Source organism: Kiritimatiellia bacterium, from assembly GCA_026417735.1.
In the GTDB taxonomy this organism is placed as follows: Bacteria; Verrucomicrobiota; Kiritimatiellia; order PWTM01; family PWTM01; genus CAACVY01.
Genome location: JAOACR010000007.1, coordinates 127,847 through 154,499, shown reverse-complemented (window position 1 = coordinate 154,499; position 26,653 = coordinate 127,847). Strand labels below are relative to the sequence as shown.

Here is a 26,653-nt window from a genome sequence, read left to right as displayed (position 1 = left end):
CGTCAGAGACGCTGCCGGCGCTCACGCTCGCGGAAGAAACGCACCAACGCCCGGTCGTAGGGTTCCCCCGTGGTGACTTCAATCGCGTCGGCGCCGACCGCACGCAGCCGGTCCAGCCACGCCCGCCGGTGTGCGGTCGCGGCCTCGGTGAGCTGCCGGCGCACACGGGCGTTGGAGGTGTCCACCAGTCGGCAAAGCCCGGACTCCACATCCCACCACTCCACCACGCCGGCGCGCGGCCAGGCCAGCTCACGCCGGTCTTGGACGATCACCGCGATCAGGTCGTGTCGACGCGCGGCGACCGCCAGCGCACGCCGCCGCGGCTCGGGAAAGAGGAAATCGCTCAACAGAAACACCACCGCCCGCCGGTGCAGGGCGTGGTTCAGGAACTCCACGGCCGGCCCCACGTCCGTACCCCGCTGTTCCGGCTCGGCCGCCAGCACCTCCCGAATCACACGAAGACCGTGGGCTACGCCCTTGCGCGGCGGCACAAACCGCTCGACCTGGTTGGAAAAGAGCAGCACCCCCACGCGGTCGTTGTTGCGGATCGCGGAAAACGCGAGCACCGCCGCGATCTCCGCAATCAGGTCGCTCTTCAGCTGCGCGCGGCTGCCGAACCGGTTCGACGCGCTGACATCTGCGACCAGCACCACCGTCAGCTCCCGTTCCTCGACGTACTTCTTCACGAACGGCTGGCCCATGCGGGCGGTCACGTTCCAGTCGATCGTGCGCACATCATCGCCGATGGTGTACTCGCGGACCTCGTCGAACTCGATGCCGCGGCCTTTGAAAACGCTGTGGTAGCTGCCCGCAAAGACCTCGTTCACCAACCGGCGCGACCGCAGCTCGATGCGCCGGACCTTGCGCAGCAGCTCCTGCGGGATCATCGCACCGCGCGGGCCGCGCGCGCGGCACGCCGCGGCACGCTCCGGCGGGCGGTCGCGCGGCCGGACGGCGCCGACGCCGTCACCGCGCCGCGGCGCGCGGCCGGACGGCGCTGCGCCAGCGCGTCCGCGAAAGCCCGACCGTGCGCAAGAATCTGCAGCACTCTCGGGGGATGCAGCATCTGAGTTCTCCAGAGGAGCTCGATCAGATGCAGACAGCGGTCCGCGGCCTGCTCCAGCTGCTGCCAGAGACGGGGATCACGACACGGCAGCCCGCCGATGCTGTTCCACGTCTCGACGAAACGCCGGTGCGCGGCCTCCAGCTCCACGCTCAGCGCCTGGCCCGCCAGATCGTCGCGGGGCAACACCTCCACCAGATCGCGAATGCGGGCGATGAAACGGTCGGCCGCTTTCGGCAAATCGGAGATCTCGTACACGTCGTCCTCCTTCGTCGCACCGGCGCCGCTACGGCACCGGCAGTTCGCTGAGGACCCGGTTGATCAACGCATCGGGCGTGATCTCCTCGGCCTCAGCCTCATACGTCGGCAGTATGCGGTGGCGCAGCACGTCGGGCGCCACACTCTTCACATCCTGCGGTGTCACATACCCGCGCCCCTCGAGGAACGCGCGCGCTCGCGCGGCGAGCGTGAGATAGATCGTCGCGCGCGGCGAGGCGCCGTACCGGATGAACGGTGCAAGGTCGAGCTTGAACGCGGCAGGGTCGCGCGTCGCGGTGACAATATCGAGCACATACTCGCGGATCTTCTCGTCCACGTAGATTTCGTCCACCACCGCCCGGGCAGCCAGAATCGCCGCCGGGTCAACGACCGGCCGCACGTCGCGAACCTTCCGTGTACGCGCTTCCGCCTCAACGATGCGCCGCTCCTCCTCGCGGGTGGGATACCCCACCCGCACCTTCAACATGAAACGGTCCACCTGCGCTTCGGGCAGCGGATACGTTCCTTCCTGCTCGATTGGATTCTGTGTCGCGAGCACCAGAAAAGGCTCTGGCAGCGGATGTGCCTGACCCGCAATCGTCACCTGCCGTTCCTGCATTGCCTCGAGCAGCGCGCTCTGCACCTTTGCGGGCGCACGGTTGATCTCGTCCGCGAGCACAATGTTCGCAAAGATCGGACCGAGCCGAACGCTAAATGTGCCGTCTCGAGGGTTGTAAATCTGCGTACCGATCAGATCCGCGGGCAGCAGGTCCGGTGTGAACTGAATCCGCTGAAATTTCGTGTTGAGCGCCGCCGCCAGTGTCCGGACAGCCAGCGTTTTCGCCAGCCCCGGTACGCCCTCCACCAAAATGTGGCCATCGGCCAACAGCGCAATCAACATTCGGTCCACCAAATGCTGTTGGCCGATGATGACTTTCGCGATTTCCGCGCGCAGCCGCTCCACAAGCCCCGACTGCGCCCTAACCTGTTCGTTAATCCAACTGATTCCGCCGCTCATCCAAAAGGCACCGGATACACCCTTTGTCAGAAGGAGTGCACCGCCCATTTGACGTGTTCAAACCCCATAACGTTCGATTTAGTTTGCCAAAAAACCGGGAGTTTGACAATCCAATTTTTCCAAACCGTTATTCATCAATAGATTGTCAATGACGGCCTCTGCGCGACGAGCCGCACCACCCCGCCGATGTCAGATCCGTCTACGCCGGCTCCGCCTCAGCGGCGACGCAGCGGTGGCACTCGCCGGTCGCGGGGCGGCGCGCCGGGCAGGCGCAGCAGTGGCGTGGGTGCCCGAGCGGGCGCCGAGGTGACGCTCACGGTGCGGCTTTGCGCTAGCAACCGGTCCAGCGCCTCTCGCTCGATCACCGCAAAGCGCGTGGCCGGTGCTCCGGGGTAATGTTGGGCGAGCGCGCTCAACCCGTCGCGAACCGCACGGAACGCGTCCAGCGATACGGCAGCCCACTCCGCCGCCAACCACCGTTCAAGTTCGTCCTCCGCACGCCAGCGGTCGCGGACCCAGGGATTGCGCTCCAGCGCCCGAGCCACCTGCCGCAGTTCGACCTCCGCCGCAACGCCGCAGAGCCCGAAGCGGGGATCTTCGCGGATCGCCTCAACAAGCTGCGCACTGCGCTGCGGATCAGCTTCTGCGGCGAGCGCACGACGCGCGTCCGCCCACCACGCCGCAACCTCTGGATGCACTCCCTCCCCGCCATGCTGGCGGTAGAGGAACTCCGCCGCCAGCCACGCGTTGAGCCGTGGCGCCGAATCCGGCACCTCGTGGCCCTCGCCGAGATACATCTCGAAGGTGACGCTGGCCCCCAGCAACCGGTAGTACGCGGCCGCACGCCGGGCCGCCGCAAGGTTGGGATCGTGCTCGCCGGCTCCAAGGTAGACACGCTGACCCTTGAACGCGCCGGCCGGCGGCGACGGATCGCCCGAACGCCGCCCGGCAAGGAGCACGATGAGCCCAGCGTGGTCCGCCGGACGGCGGTCGTGCAACGCGGCGGCGGTCCAGCCACCCATGCTCACGCCGCCCAGGTAGAGCGCGGCGGGAGCCAACGGTGCGAGCGCGGCGACCCGGCGCCGCACCTCGGCCAGCAGCGCGCGCTCCGCCGCAAGCCACGCTTCGTGTTCCGCCCGACTGCGAGCCACCGCCTCCGGCTGCGCGTAAGCCATCCCTATGAGCAGGGCGTTCGATGCGGCCGGCTGCGCGAGCAGTGGCGCCACCGTCGGCCGGCCGTTCATGCCGTGATAGAAAAACACCGCCGGCCACCCCGGAGTGGGCGGGCGACCGTCCGGCACGTACACGACGACCGGATCCCGCGCGCCCGGCACCGCCAGCTCCCGCACCCTCTCGCCGGCCGCCACCCTCGCAGCTGCAAAGGCGGCCGCCACTAGCGCGACAAACGCCACCGCGTTCACCGGCGAGTCTCCACCAGGCGATGTATCGCAGGTTCGGCGCAGGAACAAGCCGCCCGCCCACCCTCGCAATCGGCTCCCACACCTGCCGCACACCGGCGGGGACCGGCTCAGTCGAACAGCACCAGCGCGCGGCGCCAATCGCCCTCCCTCGCCCGCGCAAGCGCCGCCTCCCGCAGCCGATCCCGCCACGCGAGATCGTCGAGCAGGCACTTCATCGCCTCGCTCCAAGCATCGGGGTCGTCGCGTTCCACGATGATGCCGGACCCATGCGACCGGACGATCTCCGGCGGCCCGCCCCGGCCCGCAACGATCGCGGGCAGCCCCGATGCGTGAGCCTCAATCACCGCGTTGCCGAAGGTGTCCGTGAGACTCGGAAACACGAACACGTCCGCGCTCGCGTATGCGCACGCCAGCTCCTCCCCATACAGCGCGCCGGTCCACACGATGCCCGGTTCGTTCGCGTACCGGCGCCGCATCGGCTCCAGTTCCGGCCCATCGCCCACCAGCACTAGCGCGACGTCCCGCCGTGAGCGCGCAAGACGCCGATACGCCTCAACGAGCAGCTCGAGATTCTTTTCACGTGCGATGCGCCCGACGTACAGGAACTTCGTACCGCCGTTGACGCCGTACCTCTTCCACAGGTCAGGATTGCGTCGGCTCGGACTGAACTGGTCCAAGTCAATGCCGCGGGGCATCAGCGTCAGACGCTGCGGGTCCAGCCCCATCGCCACCAACTGCTCGAGGGTCGCCCGGCTGGGAACATAGACACGATCGAGGCCGCTATAGAACCAGCGCATATAGCGAACGGCCAGATCGCGCATCAACTCGTCGTCGGTCCACAACCGGATGTAGTCGGGAAAGTCGGTGTGGTAGATGCCGGTCTGCCGCAGCGCGAGCAGCCGCGCCGCCCACAGGCCGCAAAGGCCGACGGGGCCCGGTGTGGAAATCAGCACGTGGTCAACACGCTCGCGCTCCAGAAACTCAATCACATCCAGCACCGGCGGGATGCGGAGCGGCTGCTGAGGATATTCCGGCAGCGTGAACTCGCCCATCGGCTCAAACACCTTGAGCGGATAGTCCGCCGCGGGCACCTCGCGCTGGCAGGTAACCACGACAACCTCGCGGCCCTCGCGGTGCGCGAGCGCCGCCAGCGACCGAACGGTGCGCGCAACACCATTCAGATCGGTGAGCGTGTCGGTGAGCCAGGCAGTGTACCGGCTGCGACGACGATGCGCAGCCGCACCCGGGATTCGGTCGGCGAGCGACTGCAGAAACGCTTCATCCTTGTGTTGCGCGGCGACCGCGGTCAGGTACGGAGCGGCCGCCAGCGCGAGCGGGCCCAGTGAGGCCCCCGCCTCGATCGCGTCGAGGATGCGGCCGGCCCGCAACCGCTCGAAGAAGCGCTCCGCAAACACCAGTGCCAGCCGGTGCGCGACGCGGGTCGCGCGGCGGAACGCAATCGTTTCCGGGTCGCTGTCTTCGACCCCGGCGTCGGGCGGCGGGGTTTCCGCGAGCGCGAACAGCTCCTCCGCGAACTGACGCTCCGCCGGCGGCAGCCGACGGTGCCGAACGCGGCGGACCACTGCAGCGACCGCCCGACGCAGCCGGTTGGGACCCGGTGCGGGTCGCTCCACGCCGCCGACGCGAGCGAGGACGGCACCGAGCAGGCTGCGCTCCCCGGCGAGCGCGGGAAATTTCGCGCGCAGAAACTCCGCGGCAATATGCAGCACGCTGTGCGTGAGCCGCAGACTGCTGCCGGCACGGCCGCCCGGCTCATGCCGACCCGCTCGCAGGTGGTCAAGAAACTCGGCAACGGTCACAGCGGGCGGCGTCGTCGTCCACGCTTCCGCAAGGTACAGACCGCTGTGATCGTCGCTACCGCCGGTGCAGCGTTTGCGTTCGGGCGCCAGCAGCGGGTTCGCGATGCGATGCCGCTCCGCAAACCTCGCCAGATCCTCGGTCGTCAGCGCGGCGAGGATCGCCTGAAACACCACGCCGGCGCGAGGATCCCGGGACCCGTTCACACCCTCGAACGTATCGAACAGCACCAGCAGCCGCTCCACATGGTCCGCGGTGAGCCGACCATCCACGCGGAACAGTGGGTGCGCGACCGCGTGGGGTAGCCGTTCCCTCCGCAGCCAGGCGCACAGCTCGTAAACGCTGGGCCGAAGTGACTGCACCGTCGCAAACTGCGCTTCGGAGAGGCCCCAGATCAGCACGTGCAGTTTCGCGCCGTCCTCGGGAAAGTAGCTGGTCGCCTCCACCGAAAGAAACACCCCCGGCCGGTCCGCGATCTCGAGGACGCCGTCGAGAGTGTTGTGATCGGTCAACGTGACGAAATCCATCCCGCGCTCGCGGCAGCGGCGGTACGCCTCTGCCGGCGCCAGGAAGCTCTCCGGGGCACCGATGCGCCGCAGAAACCATTCGCTCGGCCGGTCGGACGCCCGGCTGTGTAAATGCAGGTCAGCGCGCTCGGAGTTGTGCGGTGTCATCGCGGTCACCTTCAGCGAGGGGACGCATCCGCGCCCCAATCCCATCGTCGCCGCGGCCGGTTAACTTCGGATTGCGATTCGGCGAGCAAACCGTACGTTTCGCGTCGCGTCGTTCGTTCCCAGCCGAGCCGCCCCCCGAGCGGGCAAGTGGGCCGCGACTCCGCTCAGCGTCAACGGATGCACTCCGCAGGCCTCTCGACATTGGGAACATGCGGACGGCCGGCGGCAGCCGCATTTCATCGGAGACAACGGCGGCGGGATGCGGAGGCTCCAGCTGGACCGCTGCGCCATGTTCGTCTGCGGCACAGGATTACACACCGGGCTGCTGCTCCACCCGGCGTTCGTTCGATCGTCAGGCCGCCCGCCGCCGCTTGAACTCAGGCCCGGCCCTGCTGATTGCCGTGGAGAACCTCGTCCGCCGTGCGGACGCCGGCCGAATCGGGCAGAGGGACTGAATCAGCACGCACGGAAATGTGATCCACCGGCAAAAGGGCCACCCCGATAAGTCCCCGCGGAAACGCCTCGCCAAGGTCTGCGCTCTCCGGCTGCTTCCTGTACCGCACGCCATCCTTCGGATGACCCGCACACAGCCGCGGAATGCCGGTCCGCGCCCCCCCGCAGCCGCAGGCGCAGCTCTCACGTCATGCGGGATTCGCAGGGTCCGCTGGCGGCGGAGCGGACGGGGGTGGCAAATCATCCACCAGGGCGGGCGGCTCGACCGGGCGACGGTCCTCGCCCGGTGCGGAGTGCCGATGGCGGTGGTGCCGACGGCGCTTATTGCCGCTGTGCGGTCGGAACTCGTTGCCAAACCGCGACGGAGCGCCATATCCCCCCCCGGGATAGGCGTTTCCGTAGTTGCCAGTGTAGGCGCCGTAGCCGGTGGCCCGGTTATAGATCGAATTTCCGCGCCCTCCTCCATTCCCCCTCGCTTGTAGCTCATTCGCGATGTCGCGCAACAGGCGGGCCAGTTCGTGGAGCGGCATCTGCCGCAGGTCCATTCTCATCGCGCTCTCCATTTCTGCCCCGGCCCTACGGCCCTCGCCAAAGGGCGGCCAGGGTGTCGCCGATCCCTCCGCCGCACGGCACGTCGGCAGCCGCACGGCCTTTCACAGTTCGCGCAGACGGATGCCCGGCGCCCGGCCGGACATCGCCGCCCCGCTACACTGCGGTGAAGCAAAGCGTTGCGTTGTGTCCGCCAAATCCGAGCGAGTTTTTCAAACACGCCCGCACCCGCATCGGACGCGCCTCGTTGGGCACGTAATCGAGATCACAAGCGGGGTCGGGCGTCGTGTAATTGATCGTTGGCGGCACGACGCCCCGATGTATCGCCAGCGCGCACACGATCGATTCCACGCCGCCCGCGGCGCCCAGCAAGTGGCCGATCATGGACTTGGTTGAGCTGATTGCGACTCGGCGCGCGGCGCTCTCGCCGAGCGCCGCTTTGATCGCCATGGTTTCGCAACGGTCGTTCAGCTCGGTGCTGGTGCCGTGCGCATTGATGTAGTCCACCATGTCCGCGCCGATGCCGGCGTCGGCCAGCGCCAGCCGCATGGCCCGCGCGGCGCCTTCGCCCTGCTCGTCGGGAGCCGTGATGTGAAACGCATCGCAGGTGGCGCCGTAGCCGGCCAGTTCGCAGTAGATGCGCGCCCCCCGCCGCCGTGCGTGCTCATACTCCTCGACCACCAGCGCGCCGGCGCCCTCGCCAATCACAAATCCGTCCCGATCGCGGTCAAACGGACGGCTTGCCCGCGGCGGGTCGTCGTTGCGGGTACTCAGCGCCCGCATCGCGCAAAACCCCCCCACCCCCAACTCCATGACTGCCGCCTCGCTGCCGCCGGCAATGATCACGTCCGCCCGACCATCCCGGATCATCCTCATCGCCTCGCCGAGCGAATGGGTGCCGGTTGCGCAAGCGGAAACAATCGCGAAATTCGGCCCCCGCAACCCAAATTCGATCGCGATCAGCCCCGGCAAGATGTTCGTGATCATCTGCGGGATCATGAACGGCGAAAACCGGGATGGCCCCCGGTCGTAGAACACCTTCGTCTGCTGGAAGAGGATGTACAGCCCGCCGATGCCGCTGCTCATCAGCGCACCGGCACGGGTCAGGTCCTCGCGGCTCCAGTCAAGACCCGCATCCTCGACGGCGAGCTTCGCGGCCGCCATGCCATAGTGGCAGAACGGGTCCATGCGCCGCTGATCCTTCTTCGGGATGAAGCGGTCAATGTCGAACCCACGGACCTCACCGGCGATGCGGGAGTCAAACGCGGAAGCGTCGAACTTGGTGATCGGGCCAATACCGGACTCGCCCCGGAGCATGCGCGACCACACACCCTCGATGTCGCACCCCAGGGGGGTGACCCATCCGAGGCCGGTGATCACAGCCCTGCGGCGGTCGGACACGTGCCCCTCGTCATCCGGTATGTGAAGATCGGCCGGCGGCGAAACTTGTTCAGTTGAACCCTTTCTCCTTCAAGTAGTTCAACACCGCGCCCACCGTGGTGAGCTTTTCGGCATCCTCATCCGGAATCTCAACTCCAAACGCTTCCTCGAACGCCATCACCAGCTCCACGGTGTCGAGGGAATCGGCACCCAGGTCTTCAATAAACGACGCCTCGGGCGTGACCTGTTCCTTGTTCACGCCGAGCTGTTCAGCGATCAGATCCCGGACCTTGTCTTCGAGTGACATGTTCGGTTCTCCTTCCTCGGCTCGTGGCGGGTCAGGCCATCACCATCCCCCCGCACACGGAAATCACCTGGCCCGTCACGTAGGCCGAATCGTCGCTGGCCAGAAACAGAACCACGCGCGCCACATCATCGGGCTCGCCGAACCGCGCCAGCGGTATCGCGCTCAACATTCGGGTTCTCAACTCCTCCGGGAGTTTATCAGTCATCGCGGTCCGAATAAAGCCCGGCGCGACCGCGTTCGCCCGCACGTTCCGAGAGGCAAGTTCGCGGGCGACCGTGCGAGTGAACGCGATGAGCCCCCCTTTCGACGCCGCATAGTTGGCTTGACCGGCGTTGCCGATGATGCCGATCACGGAAGCGATGTTCACGATCGAACCGGAACGCTGCTTCAACATCCAACGACTCGCCGCCTTGGTGAACAGGAACGCCCCCTTAAGGTTCACGTTGAGCACCGCGTCCCAGTCGGCCTCGGACATGCGCGCGAGAAACGTGTCGCGGGTAATCCCGGCGTTGTTGACCAGCACATCGAGCCGGCCCCATGCCTTCGCGACTGCGTTCACCCCCGCCTCGACCTGGTCGGCCCGACTGACGTCGCACGCAAAGACCTCGACGCGGCGACCGGCCTGCCGGATCCCGGCCGCCGTTTCCTCCAGCCAGCCGGTTTCCAGATCGCACACCGCGACGTCGGCGCCGGCTTCGGCCAGACGCAGCGCGATCGCCCGCCCGATTCCGCGGGCGGCCCCGGTCACCAGCGCTGTTTTTCCGCTCAGATCCGCCATCGGTGGTCACCTACCTGCGCGCCACCACGCCCCTCACGCCCTCGCGGAATCAACCGGCGCCGGCAAGCGTCCGGACCACCGCATCCAACGTTGGGGAGTCGCAGATGTTATGGATTTCCGCATCCCTGTCAATGCGTCGAATCAGGCCCGACAGCACGCGGCCGGGGCCGGCCTCAATGAACCGGGAAACACCCATCGCGCGCATCGTTTGAACACAGTCCACCCACCGAACCGGCGAGGTGACTTGCTCCACCATTCGGGCACGGATCTCCTCGGGCGTTCCGTGCGGCTGCCCGGTCACATTGGACAACACCGGAAAGCGGGGTGACCGGATCGGCACACCAGCCAGCAGTTCCGCCAGCCGGCGGGCCGCGGGCGCCATCAGAGACGAATGAAATGCTCCGGCGACGTTCAGCGGAACGACCCGGCGGGCGCCACGCTCGGCCGCCAGACGCGCGGCGGCCTCGACGGCCTCCCGCCGGCCCGAGAGCACCGTCTGCTCCGGCGAGTTCAGGTTCGCGATCTCCGCCCCGCTCGCCGCCGCAATTTCTTGGAGCGTCTCCTCTGGCAGACCGATCACGCTCACCATGCCGCCGGGATTCGTCTCGCACGCCTCCTGCATGAAGCGGCCCCGCGCGGCCAGCACGCGAACGGTGTCTTCGAACGAGAGCGCACCGGCCAGCCACAGCGCCGTCCACTCTCCGGAGCTGAGGCCGGCCGCGGCCGCCCAGTTTGGCCGCGACACCTCCTCGGCGAGCGCCTCCGCACAGATCGCGCTGACCACGAAAATCGCCGGCTGCGCGCGGTCGGAGCGCGTCAGTTCCTCCACCGGTCCCTCCGCGCACAAGCGGCGCAAGTCCAACCCCAGCACCGCCGACGCCTCCTCAAACCGCGCCGCGGCCGCCGGGTACCGCGCCGCCAGGTCCGCTCCCATTCCAACGCATTGTGCCCCCTGCCCAGGGAACACCGCCGCCGTCGTCGGGGTGTTCATGTGCGGCTAGTCCACTCCATCACGGTCGCCCCCCACGTGAAGCCGGCGCCAAACGCAACCATCAGCACAAGGTCGCCATCGCGAATCCGCCCGTCGCGCACCGCCTCGTCCAGCGCCAGCCCGATCGACGCCGCGGAGGTGTTGCCGTACTTCTCCACATTCACGATGAATCGCTCGGCCCCGCAGTGCAGCTTCTCTCCGATCGCCGCAATGATCCGCAGGTTCGCCTGGTGGGGAATCACCCAGCGGATGTCCGCCATTGTCAGACCCGCCCGCTTCAGCGCCGCGAGCGCAGCATCGGCCATGTGCGTGACCGCGTGACGAAACACCTCCCGGCCACGCATGCGCAGATAATGCTCACGCGCCGCGACCGTCTCCGCGGTCGTCGGCCGCCGGGAGCCACCCGCCGGCACCATCAGCAGTTCCGACAGCGACCCGTCCGACCCCAGCACGGAGGAGAGGATGCCGCGGCGGCCGGGCGGGGCCGGCCGCAGCACCGCCGCGCCCGCGCCATCACCAAACAGAACGCAGGTGGAGCGGTCACTCCAGTCGAGCACTGCGCTCATCTTTTCTGCGCCAATCACCAGCGCGGTCTCCACCGCCCCGGCGGCGATGTGCCATCGCGCGGTCTCCATCGCGTACAGAAAACCGGAACAGGCGGCCTCCAATCCCATGCAGAACGCCCGCTCGGCCCCGAGCCGGCGCTGCACCAGACAGGCCGTGTTCGGAAACGGATAGTCCGGCGTGATCGTCGCGACCACGATCATGTCCACATCGGCCGGCACGACACCCGCCGCCTCCAGCGCACGCCGGCCCGCAACAGAAGCCAGATCGGAGGTGGCCTCGTGGTCTGCCGCAATCCGGCGTTCCCGCATGCCGGTTCGCGTCACGATCCATTCATGGGTGGTGTTCACGATCCGCTCGAGGTCGTGATTCGTCATCACCCGCGCAGGCACATAGGAACCCACGCCGGCAATCGCGACGGGGCGCAGCATCGCGCCCGCGCCCGGAGGCGATGCGGCCACGCCCTTCACGAACGCCCCCAACTCCCGATGCCGCGCTCGATCTTTTCCGGCACGCGACGGCGTACCGATTCGATCGCCACCCGGATTCCGTTCGCCGCCGCACGAGCGTTGGAAGCGCCATGCGCGATGATCACCACTCCGCGCACGCCAAGCAGCGGCGCGCCCCCGTAGGAGGAGGCGTCGGCCCGTTGGCGCAGCTCGGCGAGCCCGCGGCGGATCAACAGCGCCCCCAGACGCCGGGCCCAAGTTTGCAGGAGCGTCTCCTTCAGCGCATGGCCGAAAAAGTGCGCAACGCTCTCGCACGTTTTTAGCACCACGTTGCCGACAAAACCGTCGCACACCACCACATCCACCCGCCGCCCAAACAAATCGTGCCCCTCCACATTGCCCTCGAACCGCAACGGCGAATCCCGCAGTTTCGCGAAGGCCTCACGGGTGATCTCATTCCCTTTCGTTTCCTCCCCGCCGATGCTCAACAGCCCCACCCGCGGCTCCGCGATGCCGAGGATCTCCCGCGCGTAAACCGCTCCCATCACCGCGAACTGGACCAGCAGATCCGCCGAACAGTCCGGCGTCGCGCCCGCATCAATCAGCACCCAGGGCGTGTCGGCGGGCCCCGGCATCGAGGTGGCGATCGCCGGCCGCAGCACACCGGGCAGCGTCCTGAGTTTCAGCGTCGCACAGGCGACGACGGCACCCGTGTTGCCGGCCGAGAACATCGCATCCGCGACCCCGGATTTCACCAGCTCCATCGCGCGGTTGATGGACGAGTCGCGCTTTCGCCGTACCGCCGCGGCCGCCGGCTCCCCCATCTCGATCACTTCGCCGGCCGGCTCGATGCGCACGCGCGGCGGCAGCCGCCCCCCCGGCATCACCCCGAGGATTTCGGGCTCCCGCCCGACGAGAATCAACTCCTCCACATCCGCCGGCAAATCCGCTGCGGCCATCGCGGTGCCGGCGACGATCTCCCGGGGGGCATAGTCCCCCCCCATCGCATCAATCGCGATCCGCATAGCCGCCCGGCGGCATCACTCCGTGGTGACCGTCTCGACCTGCCGGTCCCGGTAGTATCCGCAGGTGGCGCAAACCCGGTGCGGCTGCGCCCACGCGCCACACTTTGGGCAGCGGCTCATCGGCGGCTTAGGATGCCGATGCGACCGAACCCGCATTTGCTTCCTGCTCTTCGACTTCCGTCTTTTCGGAACACCCATCAGCTCATCTCCTTACCGGTCGGCGGCGGCACGGCTTTCCACTTGTCCAACGCCGACCAGCGCGACTGGTTGGGTGACCCGCGCGGTTCACATCCGCAGGGACCGCTGTTCAGATCCCGACCACAACGCGGGCACAAACCGGCGCAGGCCGGCGCGCACAGCGGATGCGGATCCAACCGAAGCAGCAGCGCTTCCCGCAACTCGGGAGTCACGTCCACATCCCGCTGCCCTTCGCGCGTCTCGTACTCGTAGAGAAAACACGATTCGCGCAAAAAAGTCGAGAACGACCGAGCACACCGTCGGCAGCGCGCCTGAAGACGAATCTCCACGGCGCCGCTTACGACCAGCCGCCGCCCCACCTTGCGCGCAATCAGCCGATACCGGATCGGCTCCGACACCGTGTAGAGGTCGTTCGCACTCAGCTCGAGCAGCGCACCGTCCTCTTCTCCCTCGAAGAGCGAGCCCTCCGCGGAGACTTTCGCAATTTCGATGATCACTGCGGCGAACCTCCGGTGCGAGAGGCCGGCAACCGAGACTGGAGTGCCAGCCACGCACAGTGGGGAACAAATCGGCGCACATCTCCCCCCAGCTCCGCAATCTGCCGAACGGTGCTCGAACTCACATAGCTGTACTCCTCCGTCGGCATCAGAAACAGCGTTTCAATGTCCGGCGCCAGCTTCCGGTTCGTCAGCGCCATCTGAAACTCAAACTCAAAGTCCGAAAACGCGCGCAATCCCCGCACCAGCACCCGCACGCCCCGCCGACGCGCGAACTCCACCAGCAGCCCGTCGAAGAGCTCCACCTCCACGTTCGGAAGTTCCCGGACCGCCTCTGCGGCAATCGCCGCACGCTGCTCCGGCGTGAAAAGTGTTCGTTTCGGCGGGTTCTTCGCAACCGCCAGAATCAGGCGGGGAAAAATCGCCGCCGCGCGCCCGATCAGGTCCAGATGTCCCAGCGTGATCGGATCAAAGGTGCCGGCGTAAATCGCGGATCGGTTCATGGGCTCCCGCGGCTCCTCGTCCGCCGCGCCTCCCGGCCGGTTCAACGCCGCCTCCGTCGCTGCGCCGCGCGCGTCCGCGCCAGCTTCCGCCCCCGCGGCCTCGCCGCGACAGATCGCCGGCGGCGCGTCTTCGGCCGTTTGGACGTCTTGGCCGGCGTCGCCGGCGCCTCGGCAACGGCCGGCTCGTCGTGGAAGAACGGAGAATCCGGCGGCGGATAGTTCGGATGCGGCACTTTTTCCTCCAGCAAGTCCCTCAGCTTCGCGAGCGCCGAGTTCTGAAGCTGGCGCACTCTCTCGCGCGTGATTCGAAACCGCCGGCCAACTTCTTCCAGGGTCTCGACCGGCGCGCCGCGAAGGCCAAACCGATATTTCAGAATTTCCCGCTCACGGTACGGAAGATAGCGCACCAACGCCTCGGCCTGCGCACGAAGCTGCTCATCCAGAAGCTCCTCCGCCGGTGTCCGCGCCCTTTCGTCGCCAATGATTTCTCCAAATGTGCTCCCGTTTTCGTCCCCAATGGGCGCATCCAGCGAAGTGGGCCGAATCGCCACCGTCTGCCAGTGCGTGATGGTCGCCTCGTCCAATCCCATTTCCGCGGCGATCTCCGCATCGGTCGGATCGCGACCAAGCTCCTCCGCGAGCTTGCGCTCCGCCTTTCGCATCCGCGAGATCTTGTCCACTAAGTGCGCGGGCAACCGGATCGTCTTGCTCTGGTTCGCCAGCGCCCGCTTGATCGCCTGCTTGATCCACCACGCCGCATACGTGCTCAACTTCCCGCCCTTGCGCGGGTCGAACCGTTCCACCGCTTTGACCAACCCGATGTTGCCCTCGGAAATGAGATCGAGCAGCGGCAGTCCGTACCGCGCGTAGTCCTGCGCGATCTTCACGACCAGCCGCAGGTTCGCGGCGATCATGCGCTGCCGTGCCTCCATATCGCCCTTGCGGATGCGGGCGGCCAGCTCAATCTCCTCCTCCGGCGTAAGCAGAGGCACCTCACCGATCTCCTGAAGATAGATCCGAATGGTCTTGTCGCCGTCGCTCATGCTGCGTTCCGCCGTCGGCTGTCCCAACCGAACCGGCTGCCTCAACGACGCGCATTCTTCCATACGCGCGCCGCGAACGAAAGCCGCCCCGCCCGCGCTTCCCCGCTCACCGTCGCTGCACCGCATCGAATCTGCACCGGCATCACGGGAACGTCCTCGTATGGCCCCACCAACCCCCTCGACTGTGCGGCCATGCGATCGGCGATCTCCATGCCACCCACCACTGGCGCGAACACGCCGTACCCGTAGCCCTCGACGGTGGAGGACCCATAGTTCAGCGCCAAATTGTCGGCCAGATTGGTGAACACCTGCGCGGCCGCGCTGTGCGGATCCGGCGTGCGCGCCACGCGACCGTTCCATGCCGGCTCGTTACCCCATGGGCCGCAACATTGCGGATTGGCGGACGGGTTCGCTTCCCGCGCATGCCAGTGTGCCCTCTCCCCCTGAATCACGAACCGGGAATCACACTGTGGAAGATCGTACCGTCGTAGTGGCCCGCCCGAGAATATGCGGCGAAGTTTCGTGCGGTGTTCCGCGTGCATTCACGAAGGAGCTCGATCTCAATTTCTCCCGGGCTGGTGCGGATCGCCGCGCCCGCCGGCAGCCTGGCCACCTCCGGCTCCGACGACGCTCGCCATGGCGGGCTCGATGTATCCATCGCCGCTTCCCCCGACGTTCGCCCACTGCCCTCCACCACTGCCGCGCTGATCCGCGCAATCGTGGCGATCCGCATCGATTTCATCGCCGCCTCCTCGCCTCCACAACGCCCAGCATGGCGGGGACACCCTGCCCCGACGAGACACAAAACGGTCGCACGCGCTTCAGCAGCAGCGAACACCCTGCCGCCGCTGCCCCTCTGTGCGGCAAACAGCTCAGCCCGGGGCGGGCGCGCCCGAACGCCGTCTCCAATCCTTGGAGCCCCTCCATCCGCTCGCATCCAACGATCGGAACTGGCGCTCGCGGCCGCACCACTCCGGTCAAACATCCCGCGACGCGCCCGTTCGGACGGCCGCTGAGCTCCGGCGCCGAGGGGCGGTCCGCTGAGGTTGTTCAGCCGCCGCTGCGACTGCGGTCGAGGCGGTCTGCGCTGCCCCGTCGCAGGTGCGCCGCCTCCGGTCTTGCACGCATCGTCCCCTCCTCTTTCTCACTGCCCGTCAGGTGAAAGCAGCTCGATCTCGGCAACCGCTGCGTAGGGCTCCAAGCCACGGCCACGCAAAAAGCGGAGGGTCAACCCCCGGGTGCGAACCGGCTCCGCGAAACGCAGCTCCAGCGGCGCCACGTTCGTCGGCGAACGCTCCACGAACACTCCCGGTCCGTTCTCGCCGTCCGCGGTCAGCTGGACCTGTGCGAAATGACCGCCACCACGCTCCTCCTGACGCGGCCAGATGCGCACACCGGCAATGACCGTGGGCTCCGCCCAACTGAGCCTCAGCACATGCGGATAGGGTTTTCGCGCCGGCTCCCACGGCGAGTGCCAGATGGTCGAAAGACGACCATCCAGCGCCCGCCACGCCTCAAATCCGCGTTGTTCGCCATCCGCGGAAATCCTCGCCCGCAAACGTTCCGCCAGCGACGGCGGACGCACGAGCCCGCGAATTTGTTCCAGCGGTACGTCGACCTTCGGCTGGAACGCACCAGACATCAGATAGTCAAAGAGGCTCCGCCGAAACTGCCGGGCCGCGGCGCGACGGTCCAGATCGTTGTCCAGGTCCATCGAACACACCGCGAGACGCCCCTCTTCGACCCGTGCTTCAAAGAGCAAACCAAGCCGATGGCTGCGGAACCATGTGTCAATCGGTTGAACGAGCGGGCGCAGCTGGGGCGGCAGGTCGTCCAACACCATTGCGGCCGCGCCACGCAGCAGCTCCCACCACTGCCAATCGCAGTGTTCCGCCGTTGGAAACGAGGCGAAGACGGGGTGGCGGGGGTCGCAAAGCAGACCCAGCGTGTGGGGCGGCTGCCCGCGCGTCCAGGCGGTATTCCAAAACACGCTAGAAAACCCCAGTTCGACATCGGTCCGCACCGCCTGCGGAGGAACCAGCCACAGGACCGGGCCGCCGCGGCGGAGCGCGGCGACTGCGGCGTCATCAAGTTCACGAACCAGCGTGAGCCCTTGGGGGGGCGGGGCGTCGGGCTTCGGCGGGAACACCCAGACATCCCAGGAGTTGCGCGCGAGTTCGTTTGTGGATGCGTCCCCGGCCCCAAGCCCGACTTCGAGCGTCCAGCGCGCCGGCGAGGGTCCCGCCGCGGTGTTCAAGCGGGCAACGCCGGCCGTCACCAGCCCCACCGGCGCAACCGCGAGACCGAACTGCCCCGAGGCCTTGACGGCTCCACCCGCCGGACCGAACCACCAACGCACCGCGAGATCGCGCAGCTCGCGGCCGGCGTACTGCGCCACCTCAATGGACACCTCCATTTCTTCTCCCGCTTCAAGAACCCGGCGCGGAAGGCGGGCGAGCGGTACCACCGGCCCGCAGAACCGGCGAAACTCCGCACTGGTCACATAGCCTTTCTCCTCCCAAAACGCGTCCAGCACGCCGACCAGCGCTGTCCCCTGGCCAGGGAAGTCCTGCAGAGACAGAAGCTGAAATCCGGACAGCCCCGGCGTGCGCAGCGCCGCCTCGATCTCCTCCTTGTAGCAGATCGTCTGCAGCCGGCCAGACGCGAGCAGAAACGGCCGCGCGAGGTCGGCCATGTGCCGGCGCGCGAGCAAATCGCGGAAGATTTCAAAGTTTTTCGGCTTCAGGGGACCCGAGTACTTCGGAATTTCATCAAAGTTCGGGAACGCGCACCACTGGCCGCTTTCATGCGCAATGACCGCCGAGGGCAACGAGGCGACAATCCGCCGGAAGTCACTGGTGGTCTCGGGCGGCCTCGAATTGAGACGGGAGTTCAGCCCCTCCCCCCACTGGTGGAGGCGCGGCCTCGGTGTGACATGCACGTGTTCGTTGGTCAGGATCGGCCAGCCGGCAGCGCCCACGTATAGCCGGCGCGAATCCCGCTGTTTCCACCGTTCGACCCAGTCGGCGAGCCACGCCGCGTGACGGCGACCGGCGGGCTCGTTGCCATGGCAGAGGATCAAAAACGAAGGGTGGTGGCCGTACCACCGAACGATGCGCTCCGCCTCCCGCTCCACCCATGCGTCCAGGGGGCCACCGTCTCCGATGGTCGCGCCGCTGTTGGGCCAGGTGCCGCACTCCACGTGCAAATACACACCGGCCTCGTCCGCGGCCTCGAACGCCGCCTCGGGAGGACACCAGGAATGGAACCGCACGTGGTTGAAGCCATACTCGCGAATCTTCGCCATGATTCGGCGCCAGTCCGCGGGCGCGGTCGGCGGATAACCCGTTTTCGGAAAAACGCAGCAGTCGAGCGTACCGCGCAGAAACCGCGGAATCCCGTTCACGAGGATCGCACGGTCGCGCACCTCGACGTCCCGAAGACCAAACAGCAACCGCCGCGACTGGCTCCCGCCCGACGGCGCCTCCCACGCCACCTCCAGTGCATGGCAGTTCGGCGAGATGTCGTCCCACAGCGGCGTGTGCTGAGGCAGTTGGAGCACGACGTGAACCAGTGCACCGGTCGAGGTGAGTTCCGGCTCCAGCCGCGCCCGCGGGCCGTCGGGGACCATCCGCACTTCCAACCGGCCCCGACGGCCCACCAGGTCCGGCCGCGCGGCCAGGCGGACTTCAACGACCACGCTCCGGTGCGCCGCGGATGGATGGACGCTCGCCCATTCAATCCAGGCGCGAGGAGTCGCGCGCAGATGAAGGTCGCCCACCACGCCGTTCCAGTTGCCCTGTGTGTGGTCAGAGACACTGTGTGAGTTGGAACCAACATTGATTGCGAGACGGTTATCCACCCGGATCGTCAGCCGATGGCGACCGGGCTGTGCGTCGCCCAGGTCGAACACATGCGGGGTGGAGAGCGAATCGCTATCGCCGACCCGTCGCCCATCCCACCAGACGGTGGTGAACCAGTGTGGACGCTCCAGCGCCAGCTCGAGTCGTCGGCCGGCCGTCTCTGGAGGGATCTCCACTTCCCGCTGGTACCAGGCAGCGCCCACGTAGCAGACTTCCGGCTGGAGCCAGAACGGTACGCGAATCCGGCCGGGCTGTCGGTCCGCTTCGAACTCGGGCGCGGTGAACCAGGATCGATCAACGATGGTGCCCGTCCATGGGGTATGCAAACCGATGGGATCGCCGATGCGCTGCTCCACCAACGAGCCGGGCAGCCGGACGGGCTGGGTCTCCTCAACATGCTCAAACCACCGCTGACGTTCGCCCACGTCGGTCGGATCAAGGCGCAGTCGCCACCCACCGGCCAACGGCAGTTCCCATGCTCCGACGAGGGTCGCTGCGGTGGTCATCGTCACCGCCAACTCATGGCGGTACGCAGTAACGAACTTTCCGACTATGTGAGTGTGCGAGCAGCTCATGAAGCACCCCGTCCAGCACCCTGAAGTATCCCAACAGATGATCCTTCCACCGGCGCAACTGACTCTGCCATCGGACGGCAACCGGCAGTCTGTGCGCTCACGACAATGTCACCTCCTCCACCCCTCGCATGATGAATGCGTCTGCGATCCGTACCGCAGTGCTTCGCCACTCCTCAGCCGCTGGTTGCGACACTGTTACGGGCGCGCGGCGCTGGCGGCGATCCGCAGTTCCAGCACGCGAAGGTAACGGCGCGCATGCTCGTCCTCCGGCATCCACCGCAGCGCCTCTCGCAATGCTTCGGCCGCCTCCTGCAGCCGGCCCATGCGCTCAAGCTGCGCGGCGAGCCGCACCCGGAAATATGGGCGGTTGGGGTAGTCCGCGACGAGGCGCTGAAACGCTTTCAGTGCTGCCGCGTCGTCGCCGCGCAAGCTGAGGACCTGTGCTTGCAGATGTGCAAAACCCGGCTCGCGAGGGTTCCGACGAAGCCCCTCCTCGCAGAGCGTTGCCGCCTGTTCCAGCAACTTCGCTCGGCGCGCTGCGTCGGGCTCCGTCCGCGCCATCTGAATCGCCACCTCGGCCCGGGTCAACAGCGGAGCGATCGCGCGCGGATCCCAAGCCTCGGCGCGTTCCGCCGCGCGACCGGCCGCGACCAGGTCTCCGCGCGCGAGAGCGCGCTCGGCCGCGACAGCCACCCAGAAATGGGCACCCAGCGCCCGCACCGCGACAACCAGCGCCAGCACCGCCACCGCACCGCCCACCAGTGAAACCGCGCGTGCAATCCAGGGCGGCGGCAGACGGTTGCGAAGCTCACCGCTCGCATGCGCGACCGAGGCGACCGCTCCGATCGCCACCAGCAACGTGAGGCTGTTCCCGAAAATGTGCAGGTTGAAGTCCACCAGCGACTGCGCCAGTGCAGCCGCGAGCATGCCCAGCGCACCGGCCGCCAACCGCGCGCTTCGTTCGTGCCGGCTGCGCAGCACCAAGCGCAACAGTCCAACGACCATCGCAACGCCCGCCATCACCGCCAGTCCCAATCCGACCACTCCGTACTCGGCGGCGACATGGAGATAGTCATTGTGCGCATGCACGGCGGCCCGGCCCGGATGGAGATTCACATAAAGACTGTCGACCAGATGAAAACTCCCTCCACCGTGTCCCAACGCGGGCGCATCACGGATCATTCGGAGTGTGCCCCGCCACATTTCCACGCGCAACTGGAGGTCCTCCGGCGAGCGCTCCAGGCGCCCGCGCAGATCGTCCGCCCGTGTCCAAACGACCACTCCCACCACCACCGCGAGGACCGGCAGCGCCAGCAGTGCGGCGAGCGCGGCCTTCACGCCCCGGCGAGTTGACACCAGCATGCCCGTCAGCAACGGCGCGCCGATCGCACACGCGACCCCGGAGCGCGACTGCGAAAGGATCAGAGGCCAAGGCACCAATACCGCCGCATACGCGGCGATGACTTTCAGCGTCCAGCCGACCTCCGGTGCGGTCAGCACACCCGTCGCCAGTGCCGCGGTCATCGCGAGCAAATTCGCAAAATGGTTCGGGCAGACGTAGGTGCCGCCCATGCGCATTCCGTAGGAGCTGTCGCGCTCGATCCACAACACTGCGCGCGAGCCCTGTGCGTGCTGTGCCCAGGCGTAGACCGCATTGAGGGCCGCGAATGTCAGCAACGCGCCGAGCACCCACTTCCACCGGCCGGACCGGCCCGCCAGATTGGCCACCACCACATAGGCCGCCCAGCCGGCGCCGATCATCACAACGCGCAGCATCGCCTCGTAGGGTGCCACCGCGTTCGGAATGCGCGCGACCGCGTAGGCGAGAAAGAGCAAACCCGTCAGCGTTGCGGGCGGTTCGGACCATGGCACCATTGCCCGGAACACCAACGGCCGCAGCGCCAGCAGCAGAAACGCGAGCCAGGCGGAGATGCTCAACGGCAGAATGGACCACAGCCGCACTGCCCCGAACAGAACCGGACCGAGCAGCGCAGGCAGCACCGCGAGCGTGAGGGCGATCAATTCGTACGTCGCCGCCGCTGCGGGACGCCGCCGGATCCAGTCAGCCGGCACCTGGGCGCTATCAGGCATCGCCGGAGGGCGTGGTCAATACCAGGTGCGTTTGACGACGATCGTGTCGCCCGCTTCGATTTCGATGTCCTTTTCCGGGTTCCGCTCGATTTCGCGGCCGTTCAGACGGTAGGTCTTATCGCCGCGGGTCAGCCGAATGTCGCTGATATCGGCGAAGTCCGTGAATCCGCCTGCGGCGGCGATCGCCTGGAGCAGCCGAACCGAGCCCATCAGCGGGAACCGCCCCGGATTGCGAACCTCTCCGCGCACGAAATAGCTCCGGGTCGGCACGAGCACGTTCACGGTGATGAATCGGTAAATTTTTCCGTCAATGTAGAGCTTCTGGATCTGGTCTTCGACCTCGCGAGCGGTGCGACCCGCCGCCCGCACCGCGCCGATGTACGGCAGCTTGATGTCGCCGTTTTCGTCCACGACCATCTCGAACTGTTCGGACTGTACGGTTCGCAAAATCACCACGACGCTGTCACCCGGCCGTAGTCGGTAGGCTGCGCCACCTGCAGAGGGGATCATCTCGGCGGTGGTCTCGCCCGGGCGCGTGACCGGTGCCGGCTCCCCCTCCGCCGGCGTACGGTTGGTGCTCGCCCCGCTCGGCACCGCGGCGGTTTCCGCAGGAAATGGCGACGAACCTTCCAGCCGCAACGGCGGCAGATCCCCGCGGCGCCCCAGTCCTCCGTGACACCCGGCCGCCCACAGGAGCGCGGCGAGCGCGATGCCCACACTTCGGCAACCTTGCGTTGTTTGCTTCATGCTTGCCGATGCTCCGTCGGACCCGCCGGCTCAGGCCGGTTTCCCCGCCTCGGCCTTCGCCGCTTCCTCGGCCGGCGGCGCATGCTGATAATAATAGTTCGAGTAGTAGGAGTGGTAGTAGTAGTAATAGTCGTCGCGCAGGATGTTGATGTTGTTCAGCACCACCCCGACAATGCGGCCGCCCACATTTTCGATCATTCGCTTCGCGCGCAGCGACATGATTCTCGGGTATTTCCGGTACTGCACCACCAGCAGTACACCGTCCACCTCGCTGGCGAGAATGGAGGCGTCGCTGACGCCGATCACCGGCGGCGCATCGAAGAACACGTAGTCATAGCGCGCGCGAAGGTTTTTGATCAGCTCACGCATCCGCTGCGTGTTCAGTACGCCGACCGAGGACCTGGGGAGCTTGCCGCTCGGAAGGAAATGAAGGTTCGGCACGTTCGGCACCGCCTTGATCGTTTCCTCGATGGGCACGTCGCGCATCAGCACGTTGGTGAGGCCGAACCGGTTCGGCATGTTCAGAATCGTGTGCTGCACCGGCCGTCGCAGATCGGAGTCCACAATCAGCACCTTGTCGCCCATCGTCGCACACACATAGGCCAGATTGAAGAGGGTGGTGGACTTCCCCTCGCCCACGCCACCGCTGACGATGGCAAACGCGCCCCCTGGCACGCCCTTGTTTGAGAACAACAGATTCGTCCGCAGCACGCGGTACGCCTCCGCGTACGAGCAGTCGGGACCATCGAGAATCATCGGGCGGACTTTTTGCGGGATGATGCCGATCACGGGCAGGCCGAGGTACCGCTCCACGTCGTCCACCGTCTTCACGGACGTGTCGAGGTACTCGATGAAGAACGCGATCCCGAGGCCGGCGATGGTACCAATCATGAGGCCGAGCAGGATATTGAAGAGATGTCGAGGTCCCACCGGCCGCACCGGCGGTTCGGCTGGATCCACCAGCTCGACCGGCGTGCTCGGCACCTCGAGTTTGATGGCCTCCTGTCGCACGCGCGCCTCCAGCACCTGCAGCACGTTTCGCTCCAAGTCCAGCTCGCGCTCAGCCTTCGCAAACGGTAGGTACTTCTCGCCCTCCGCGGCGATGTCCGCCTCGCGCGCAGCCTTCAGCTCCTGGTCGAGCGCCTCGTACCGCGCGAGGCTCACCTCGTAGTCCGCCCGCACACCCCGTTTCAAACCGTTCAGCGCGTTGGTGAGCTTCTGCTGCAGCTCCTCGCGACCCGCGCGGAAGCGGACGACCTCCGGATGGTTCTCACCGTAGGTCTGCAGCAAAAGCTTCAGCTGCACGTCGGTGTCCACAAGTTGCCGCCGCAGCGTCGCAATCTCGGAGTCTTGCACGATCAGCGAGGCGGACTCCATCAGCTCCTCCGGCGTCATCGCCTCCAGCTGCTCCATCCGAGCCTTCCGATACAACATGTCCACCCGCGCCGCGATGCGATCGGCCTCCAACTGCTGCAGCCGCACCTTGTCCACGCGGAAGCCGCTGCCCGGCTGGCCCATGGAGCCGATCACTGCGACGCCCAGCTCCTTGCGGAGCCGTTCCACCTCCGCCTCCTTCGCCGCGACCCGCTCCCGCTGCTTTTCCATTTCCGCGCGCACGGCATCCAGCGCGCGACGCAGCTCGTTTCGCTTTACGTTCAACCGCTGGTCTCGATAGACCTGGGCCACCTCGTTCGCAATCCTCGCGGCCTCCTCCGGGTCACGGCTTCGCACGCGGATCGCGATGAGGCTGGTATCGCGGGACTGGTCTACCTCGAGACTCCGCATCAGATGTTCATACACTTCGTCCTTCGAGAGCGGTCGCTTGTCGGCGCGGAACCGTTCCCCCCAAACCTGCGCGAGGTTCAGGTTCGCGGCCACCTGGTAGAGGATCGGACGGGACTTGATGAGCTCGAACTGCGTGCGCAGAAAGTACGGGTTCCACCCGGTTTGAAACTCCCGCTCGAAGACCGGCAGGTCCAGCGCATCTTCTCGCACAAGGATGCGCGCCTGCGCCATGTATTCCGGTTCGAGCGAGAAGGTGTAGATCACCGCTGTGACGACCGTCAGCAGCAGTACGGCGAGCACCACCTCCTTGCGAGAGCGGATCACCCGCCAGTAATCAAAAAAATGAAGACTCGAATCGCTGGCTGTCGGTTGCTCGTCCATCGCGGACCTCTACGTCGTTGCGCCGGCGGCAATCACCCGCGGCACGCGACGGCGGGGGCCCGCGCCCCCGCCGCCCTCGTCCGGACCGCTGCGGATCCCACCCCGTTTGGCGACCACGATCCGCTTACAGCCGGATTTTCCACGCCACGTCGTACCGATTCCGGTCCACACCCTCGGCCAGCCGGAAGTCGGAGTCAAAGTTGCTGTACGAGTAGCCGAGGTCGATCCAGTTGTTCCGATCCAGCCGGTAGCTCACCCGAACGCCGAGCGAGGAGCTCGTCTCGGTGCCGTCCTGCACCTCGGCGACCGGCACCAGATTCACCGAGTCCTCGGCATCGTAGTCCGACTGATAGTACGCGCCCAGCAGCGAGAGCGTGATGCGCGAAGTCAGATCGTGTGCGAGGCTCGCGGAGAACGTCGTGCGGGTCTGGTTCGCGAAGGTCTGCAGACCCGACTGATACAACGAATATGCCGCCGACAGAGTCAGGCGTGTGGTCGGCACCGGGATGATCGTCACCTGCGCTTCGCCGTACGGCGAATCATCATCGCTCTGGTTGGCGGCCTCCATGTCCTTGTACGTATACCCACCGCGCACCCGGCCGAGCAAATTCGGGCTAAACACCCGCTCCACACCCAGCCCCACGTTGTACGTGACCGCGTCGCGGTTCGGAATCTGGTCCACGATCTGGCGGTTGTAGCCCGGCATCACCACCGTCTGCGTTTTGCCAGACCCCTCGTAGGCGATGTCTTCGATCGTGCCGTCCACATAAACGGTCGTCGCCTTGCCCAGCTGCGTACCCAGCGACGCACCGTACGCCCAAATGTCATAGTCCTCGCGGTCGGCGATCAGCTGATCGTCATACCGGAAGAGCTGGTGGCGCAGGGAGCCGCTCAGCCGCAACGTCGGCGTCAGCAACGCGGTCAGTGTACCGGCCGCCGTGTTGTAGATGTACCCGTAGTTGGGCTGGCGCAGCACACCGTCGCTGTCCACCACTTCCGAGCGGTCATACTGGATGAACGTCTCGGCGACGGCCAGCGAGAGCCGGCGGCCGAGCATCTGCAGCCAGTTGACGTCCACCGCATGCGTCCACTCGGTTTCCGAGTCCCGACCGAGGTCCTCATACCAATCGAGTGCCGGCCGATAGCGCAGCCCCAAGAAGCCGGTCTCGTACGTCTTGTCGAACGACAGCGCCAGCTCTTCGCGGATGAAGAACGTGTCAATCTTGTTCTGCTCCGCGTAGGTGACGTTGTCGTCGTAGCCCAAGCGCAGATAACTCTCCACATGGAAGGGACGTTCCCCCTCCGCCGCCATCGCGATCGCGCCGGCCGCCATAACTGCCGCGACAACTCCCCACCCGCTCATCCGCTTCATCGTGTGGCTCCTTTCCGACCTGTTTAAATGCTCAATCACAGCATCCGCCCGCCGCTCATGTCGGCGTCACCGGACGGGGCGGCGGACCCGGCGGCGGCACCCGCCGCGGTCCAGCCACGTCCGGGAACGCGATCGTGTTGATGAGCGCAGCCGCCGTAGACTCCGGGAGATACCGGCGTGCCAGCGGCTCGGGCGTCACTGAAAACAGCGGGAGCGCCTGCAGCGCATCCGCAAGGGGCGAGAGCGCCGCGAGCCCCGCCCCGACCGTGTCCGTCGGGACCTGGACGTCCTTCAGCACCTTCAGCCAGTTCTGCGGATCCCCCTTGTCCCCTTCAACCTGTCCTTCAAGCCGCAGCGCCCGAACCAGAACCACCGCGAGGTCCGCGAGGCTCACCTCTTTTGCCGGATCCAGGCTCCAGCCCGGCGCGGGGTTCTGCTCAGTTGGTGTCAGCGTCGGCGATGGGAACACGCCGTTCTGCGCCAGCAGAATCATGCATTCGACATCCGTCGGGTTCGCAGCAACGAACCGGTACAACCCGAGCTTTCGAACCAGAAGTTGAGCCAGCTCCCCGTGGGTGAGCAGCTTCGGTGCGGGTTCCTGTGCCGCCGCCTGCGCCGGCGCCTGCGCGGGTGGAGATGCCGGCGGGTTCTGCGCCGAGGTCTCCCACCGGAATGCGGCGACCGCCGCCGCGACCACCAACCAACCAATGTTCGCCTTCCTCATGGCTCCTGCTCCTTTGTGCTCGCTGATAATCCGCCGCCCGCTATTCTCACTAAACACTCTTTTTCCTCCGCCGTCAAGGCCGGATACCGGCCCCATCCATTCGTACACACACTATTAGATCACACT

Annotated in this window: 24 protein-coding genes; all 24 read right to left on the bottom strand. The window is 66.7% G+C overall.

From position 1 onward, the window contains the following. Positions 1–2 precede the first annotated feature (2 nt). Positions 3–887, bottom strand: coding sequence for a DUF58 domain-containing protein (locus tag N2652_03180; protein ID MCX7818202.1), 885 nt, complete (start codon positions 885–887; stop codon positions 3–5). Next, on the bottom strand, positions 884–1,321 hold the full coding sequence (locus N2652_03175) for a hypothetical protein (protein ID MCX7818201.1): 438 nt from the start codon (positions 1,319–1,321) through the stop codon (positions 884–886). Before N2652_03175 ends, N2652_03180 begins: the two co-directional genes overlap by 4 nt. Positions 1,322–1,349: 28 nt before the next feature. Further along, a complete protein-coding gene (locus N2652_03170) occupies positions 1,350–2,339 on the bottom strand; it encodes a MoxR family ATPase (GenBank protein ID MCX7818200.1) in 990 nt (329 codons plus the stop codon). Positions 2,340–2,554: 215 nt separating this feature from the next. Next, entirely contained in the window at positions 2,555–3,760 is a 1,206-nt protein-coding gene (locus N2652_03165) for a hypothetical protein (protein ID MCX7818199.1), read from the bottom strand. A gap of 107 nt (positions 3,761–3,867) precedes the next feature. Next, positions 3,868–6,252 carry a glycosyltransferase gene (locus N2652_03160; GenBank protein ID MCX7818198.1) on the bottom strand — a complete coding sequence of 795 codons (2,385 nt, stop codon included), beginning with the start codon at positions 6,250–6,252 and terminating at the stop codon, positions 3,868–3,870. Between the two features lie 641 nt (positions 6,253–6,893). Then, positions 6,894–7,256: a hypothetical protein gene (locus N2652_03155; GenBank protein ID MCX7818197.1), complete on the bottom strand. Its 363-nt coding sequence runs from the start codon at positions 7,254–7,256 to the stop codon at positions 6,894–6,896. Positions 7,257–7,410: 154 nt separating this feature from the next. Next, positions 7,411–8,655, bottom strand: coding sequence for a beta-ketoacyl-ACP synthase II (gene fabF, locus N2652_03150; protein ID MCX7818196.1), 1,245 nt, complete (start codon positions 8,653–8,655; stop codon positions 7,411–7,413). Positions 8,656–8,704: 49 nt separating this feature from the next. Then, entirely contained in the window at positions 8,705–8,941 is a 237-nt protein-coding gene (acpP, locus tag N2652_03145; protein MCX7818195.1) for an acyl carrier protein, read from the bottom strand. 31 nt (positions 8,942–8,972) lie between these two features. Further along, positions 8,973–9,719 carry a 3-oxoacyl-[acyl-carrier-protein] reductase gene (gene fabG, locus N2652_03140; protein ID MCX7818194.1) on the bottom strand — a complete coding sequence of 249 codons (747 nt, stop codon included), beginning with the start codon at positions 9,717–9,719 and terminating at the stop codon, positions 8,973–8,975. Positions 9,720–9,768: 49 nt separating this feature from the next. Further along, positions 9,769–10,710 (bottom strand): ACP S-malonyltransferase, encoded by a 942-nt coding sequence (fabD, locus tag N2652_03135; protein ID MCX7818193.1) that lies wholly within the window; start codon positions 10,708–10,710, stop codon positions 9,769–9,771. Continuing rightward, positions 10,707–11,705: a ketoacyl-ACP synthase III gene (locus tag N2652_03130; GenBank protein ID MCX7818192.1), complete on the bottom strand. Its 999-nt coding sequence runs from the start codon at positions 11,703–11,705 to the stop codon at positions 10,707–10,709. Before N2652_03130 ends, fabD begins: the two co-directional genes overlap by 4 nt. 35 nt (positions 11,706–11,740) lie before the next feature. Then, a complete protein-coding gene (gene plsX, locus N2652_03125) occupies positions 11,741–12,748 on the bottom strand; it encodes a phosphate acyltransferase PlsX (GenBank protein MCX7818191.1) in 1,008 nt (335 codons plus the stop codon). Positions 12,749–12,763: 15 nt separating this feature from the next. Next, a complete protein-coding gene (gene rpmF, locus N2652_03120; protein MCX7818190.1) occupies positions 12,764–12,946 on the bottom strand; it encodes a 50S ribosomal protein L32 in 183 nt (60 codons plus the stop codon). Beyond that, positions 12,946–13,443: a DUF177 domain-containing protein gene (locus N2652_03115; protein MCX7818189.1), complete on the bottom strand. Its 498-nt coding sequence runs from the start codon at positions 13,441–13,443 to the stop codon at positions 12,946–12,948. Before N2652_03115 ends, rpmF begins: the two co-directional genes overlap by 1 nt. Beyond that, on the bottom strand, positions 13,440–13,946 hold the full coding sequence (gene coaD / locus N2652_03110; GenBank protein MCX7818188.1) for a pantetheine-phosphate adenylyltransferase: 507 nt from the start codon (positions 13,944–13,946) through the stop codon (positions 13,440–13,442). Before coaD ends, N2652_03115 begins: the two co-directional genes overlap by 4 nt. 41 nt (positions 13,947–13,987) lie before the next feature. After that, entirely contained in the window at positions 13,988–14,989 is a 1,002-nt protein-coding gene (locus tag N2652_03105; GenBank protein ID MCX7818187.1) for a sigma-70 family RNA polymerase sigma factor, read from the bottom strand. A gap of 41 nt (positions 14,990–15,030) precedes the next feature. Beyond that, positions 15,031–15,336: a hypothetical protein gene (locus N2652_03100; GenBank protein MCX7818186.1), complete on the bottom strand. Its 306-nt coding sequence runs from the start codon at positions 15,334–15,336 to the stop codon at positions 15,031–15,033. A gap of 101 nt (positions 15,337–15,437) precedes the next feature. Then, entirely contained in the window at positions 15,438–15,731 is a 294-nt protein-coding gene (locus N2652_03095) for a peptidylprolyl isomerase (protein ID MCX7818185.1), read from the bottom strand. A gap of 402 nt (positions 15,732–16,133) precedes the next feature. Continuing rightward, complete coding sequence (locus tag N2652_03090) at positions 16,134–19,427, bottom strand: glycoside hydrolase (GenBank protein ID MCX7818184.1); 3,294 nt, start codon at positions 19,425–19,427, stop codon at positions 16,134–16,136. A 195-nt stretch (positions 19,428–19,622) separates the two neighbouring features. Continuing rightward, positions 19,623–21,500, bottom strand: a complete 1,878-nt coding sequence (locus tag N2652_03085; protein ID MCX7818183.1) for an O-antigen ligase family protein — start codon at positions 21,498–21,500, stop codon at positions 19,623–19,625. Positions 21,501–21,533: 33 nt separating this feature from the next. Beyond that, entirely contained in the window at positions 21,534–22,265 is a 732-nt protein-coding gene (locus N2652_03080) for a polysaccharide export protein (protein MCX7818182.1), read from the bottom strand. 30 nt (positions 22,266–22,295) lie between these two features. Beyond that, the gene (locus N2652_03075) at positions 22,296–24,431 is read right to left on the bottom strand and encodes a polysaccharide biosynthesis tyrosine autokinase (GenBank protein ID MCX7818181.1); all 2,136 of its coding nucleotides are present in this window, start codon (positions 24,429–24,431) and stop codon (positions 22,296–22,298) included. 124 nt (positions 24,432–24,555) lie between these two features. After that, a complete protein-coding gene (locus N2652_03070; GenBank protein MCX7818180.1) occupies positions 24,556–25,803 on the bottom strand; it encodes an outer membrane beta-barrel protein in 1,248 nt (415 codons plus the stop codon). Between the two features lie 55 nt (positions 25,804–25,858). Then, positions 25,859–26,527, bottom strand: a complete 669-nt coding sequence (locus N2652_03065) for a hypothetical protein (GenBank protein ID MCX7818179.1) — start codon at positions 26,525–26,527, stop codon at positions 25,859–25,861. Positions 26,528–26,653 lie beyond the last annotated feature (126 nt).

Coding starts and splice junctions, on each gene's coding strand:
- acpP (MCX7818195.1), bottom strand. CDS start 8,941: ATGTCACTCGAAGACAAGGTCCGGGATCTGATCGCTGAACAGCTCGGC.
- N2652_03105 (MCX7818187.1), bottom strand. CDS start 14,989: ATGAGCGACGGCGACAAGACCATTCGGATCTATCTTCAGGAGATCGGT.
- N2652_03095 (MCX7818185.1), bottom strand. CDS start 15,731: ATGAAATCGATGCGGATCGCCACGATTGCGCGGATCAGCGCGGCAGTG.
- coaD (MCX7818188.1), bottom strand. CDS start 13,946: ATGAACCGATCCGCGATTTACGCCGGCACCTTTGATCCGATCACGCTG.
- N2652_03080 (MCX7818182.1), bottom strand. CDS start 22,265: ATGAAGCAAACAACGCAAGGTTGCCGAAGTGTGGGCATCGCGCTCGCC.
- rpmF (MCX7818190.1), bottom strand. CDS start 12,946: ATGGGTGTTCCGAAAAGACGGAAGTCGAAGAGCAGGAAGCAAATGCGG.
- N2652_03180 (MCX7818202.1), bottom strand. CDS start 887: ATGATCCCGCAGGAGCTGCTGCGCAAGGTCCGGCGCATCGAGCTGCGG.
- plsX (MCX7818191.1), bottom strand. CDS start 12,748: ATGCGGATCGCGATTGATGCGATGGGGGGGGACTATGCCCCCCGGGAG.
- N2652_03160 (MCX7818198.1), bottom strand. CDS start 6,252: ATGACACCGCACAACTCCGAGCGCGCTGACCTGCATTTACACAGCCGG.
- N2652_03090 (MCX7818184.1), bottom strand. CDS start 19,427: ATGAGCTGCTCGCACACTCACATAGTCGGAAAGTTCGTTACTGCGTAC.
- N2652_03155 (MCX7818197.1), bottom strand. CDS start 7,256: ATGAGAATGGACCTGCGGCAGATGCCGCTCCACGAACTGGCCCGCCTG.
- N2652_03130 (MCX7818192.1), bottom strand. CDS start 11,705: ATGCTGCGCCCCGTCGCGATTGCCGGCGTGGGTTCCTATGTGCCTGCG.
- N2652_03170 (MCX7818200.1), bottom strand. CDS start 2,339: ATGAGCGGCGGAATCAGTTGGATTAACGAACAGGTTAGGGCGCAGTCG.
- N2652_03070 (MCX7818180.1), bottom strand. CDS start 25,803: ATGAAGCGGATGAGCGGGTGGGGAGTTGTCGCGGCAGTTATGGCGGCC.
- N2652_03075 (MCX7818181.1), bottom strand. CDS start 24,431: ATGGACGAGCAACCGACAGCCAGCGATTCGAGTCTTCATTTTTTTGAT.
- fabG (MCX7818194.1), bottom strand. CDS start 9,719: ATGGCGGATCTGAGCGGAAAAACAGCGCTGGTGACCGGGGCCGCCCGC.
- N2652_03065 (MCX7818179.1), bottom strand. CDS start 26,527: ATGAGGAAGGCGAACATTGGTTGGTTGGTGGTCGCGGCGGCGGTCGCC.
- fabD (MCX7818193.1), bottom strand. CDS start 10,710: ATGAACACCCCGACGACGGCGGCGGTGTTCCCTGGGCAGGGGGCACAA.